Source organism: Bartonella queenslandensis AUST/NH15, assembly GCF_000312585.1.
Classification (GTDB): Bacteria; Pseudomonadota; Alphaproteobacteria; order Rhizobiales; family Rhizobiaceae; genus Bartonella; species Bartonella queenslandensis_A.
In genome coordinates this window covers 41,294-43,360 of record NZ_HE997995.1, presented here as the reverse complement: position 1 = coordinate 43,360, position 2,067 = coordinate 41,294, and the positions used below count along the sequence as shown (strand labels likewise).

The 2,067-nt window shown below is 35.0% G+C and carries 1 protein-coding gene; it reads left to right on the top strand.

Annotated features, from left to right (window positions below; translation table 11 throughout):
• Nucleotides 1-1,116 (top strand): autotransporter family protein (locus BN338_RS03570; protein WP_156809246.1); only part of this gene is annotated, 1,116 nt, incomplete at its 5' end.
• Nucleotides 1,117-2,067: the final 951 nt, after the last annotated feature.

Below are 2,067 nucleotides of genomic sequence, written 5' to 3'. Positions count from 1 at the left end.
GAGCCATCTGTTCCGGTATCTCCTTCATCTACAGATTCTGTTGCTCTTTCTTCTAAACCAGTTGAATCAAAGCCTTCTACGGACTCTGATGCTTTGGATCCTTCATCTAATCTTCCTATGCCGCTTGATGTTCAGCCGGAGCTAGGTATTAGAGCTGTTGTTCCTCAATTACCAACTTATCTTCTTTTGCCCAATGCTTTGTTCCATGTTGGTTTGATGGATATGACTACGCAAAATAAAAAGTTAGAGACAATGCGGCATGCTTTTCATTCTTCTTGGAAAGAGGATGAAAACGCAGCCTTTTTTCTGCGTGCTTATGGAGGGAGCCATCATTATGCTTCCAATTTATCTGCTTTTGAATATGGCTATGGCGCTGAGCTCGATTATAATGCTTTTCAAGCAGGTGTTTTGTTAAACGAGATCGAGAGTTTATATACGCGTACATTCTTTGGGGCTTTGGGGAACTATGGAAACCTTTCTCTACAGCCTCAGGATGTTGAACACAGCAAAAAAAGTGCATTTAATAAATGGTCTGTAGGGGCTTATGGAAGTTTGCAACATAATACCGGTTTTTATATGGATGGGGTGTTATCGTATGGCCTTTTTAAGGGTGATGTTTTGACCCTTGCACGAGGTAAAGTTGTTGCATTAAAGGGTAAACAGTTTAGCGGTTCTTTAACGAGTGGTAGAACGTTTGCAATAGGCTATAAAGGGGTTGTTTTTGATCCGCAGGTTCAGGTTGTTTACCAGCATCTTCAGTTTCATCAAGCGCTTGATGTTGATCATCTTGATGTTGATTTAGGCAAATTTCATCAATGGGTTGGGCGTGTTGGAGGCCGTTTAAGTAAGACGCTAGGTGTTTCTGAACAGGGGCGTGAGGTTTCTTTTTATAGTAAGCTTTCTTATTTGCATAGTTTTGAAAATAAGCAATTTGTTTCTTTTAAGAACGATTTCCAGCTAGGTTCTTTTGGTTCTTCTTTGGAAGCAGGACTCGGGTTTAATGCGCATCTTTCTTCAAAACTTTCTCTTCATGGCGATGTTACTTATCAACATGGGTTGAAGAAAGTTGGTTTTTCTGGAGCGAGTTTCTCTGCCGGATTGCGCCATCTTTTTTGAGGATGTATAATATGTATTTTTTAGATGAAAGGCAGAAGTTTTTCTGCCTTTTACTATGTTAAAATTCATTTTGCTTTATCAATATAGTTATCTTTTATATGAAAGATTACAATAAATGATTTTTTTGATTTATAGGTTGAAAATACTCATTATATATCTTCTTCATCTGTGATAAAGCATTTTTCTAAAATTTTGGATGTTATGAGATGAAAAACAGATTTTATTGTGACTGTGAGAGGCTTAAATACTTATAAATAATTTTTCAAAAGAGGCGGCATTGGTGGCTGTTTTGTTAATATAAAGTGGACAAGGGTTGGTTTTTATGTGTTTTTTTAAGCGTTTTTATGGTTATATTTATTCGTTTCTTTATTAATTTTTATAGATCGCAGGTTTAAGGCTTATGATCTTTATGCATATTTTTTGTTTTCTTTTTTTAGATGTTTAATTGAGGGGTTTGGAGAAAGACTTATCTTTTTAGAAAAGACTGAGAGAGTTTGAGGACAAATTATTATAAAAAGTAAAGAATGCTTTATCATTTTTTAGGGAAGTTTTTTCTTTTTTGCAAATGATAGCCGCCAAGAACAACTTTGATAAGATACAGATTATTTTCATTGCTATAATAAGCGGGCATTATCATTTTATTTTTCAGATTCCAATATTGCGGTGACTTGAGTATTTGAGAGTGTTCATAAGAAGTGTTTTTTTAGTCCTTTCTTAAATGTTTTGTATCTGCAAGGGCTTCCTCTATTTGCAATGTGCAAGAAAAAGGTTTGGATTACTTCAATATAAATAGATTTAAAATGAGAAAATTTTACGATTTTAAGGATTTTCATTCAACATATAAACAATGAACACGCTTAAACTAATTGGATATGTTGAGACAAGAAACTGGATTGTAGATTAGAGTTAGCAGGGATTTTCGTCCTTCGAGATGTGGAGCGGAGGTTAAAA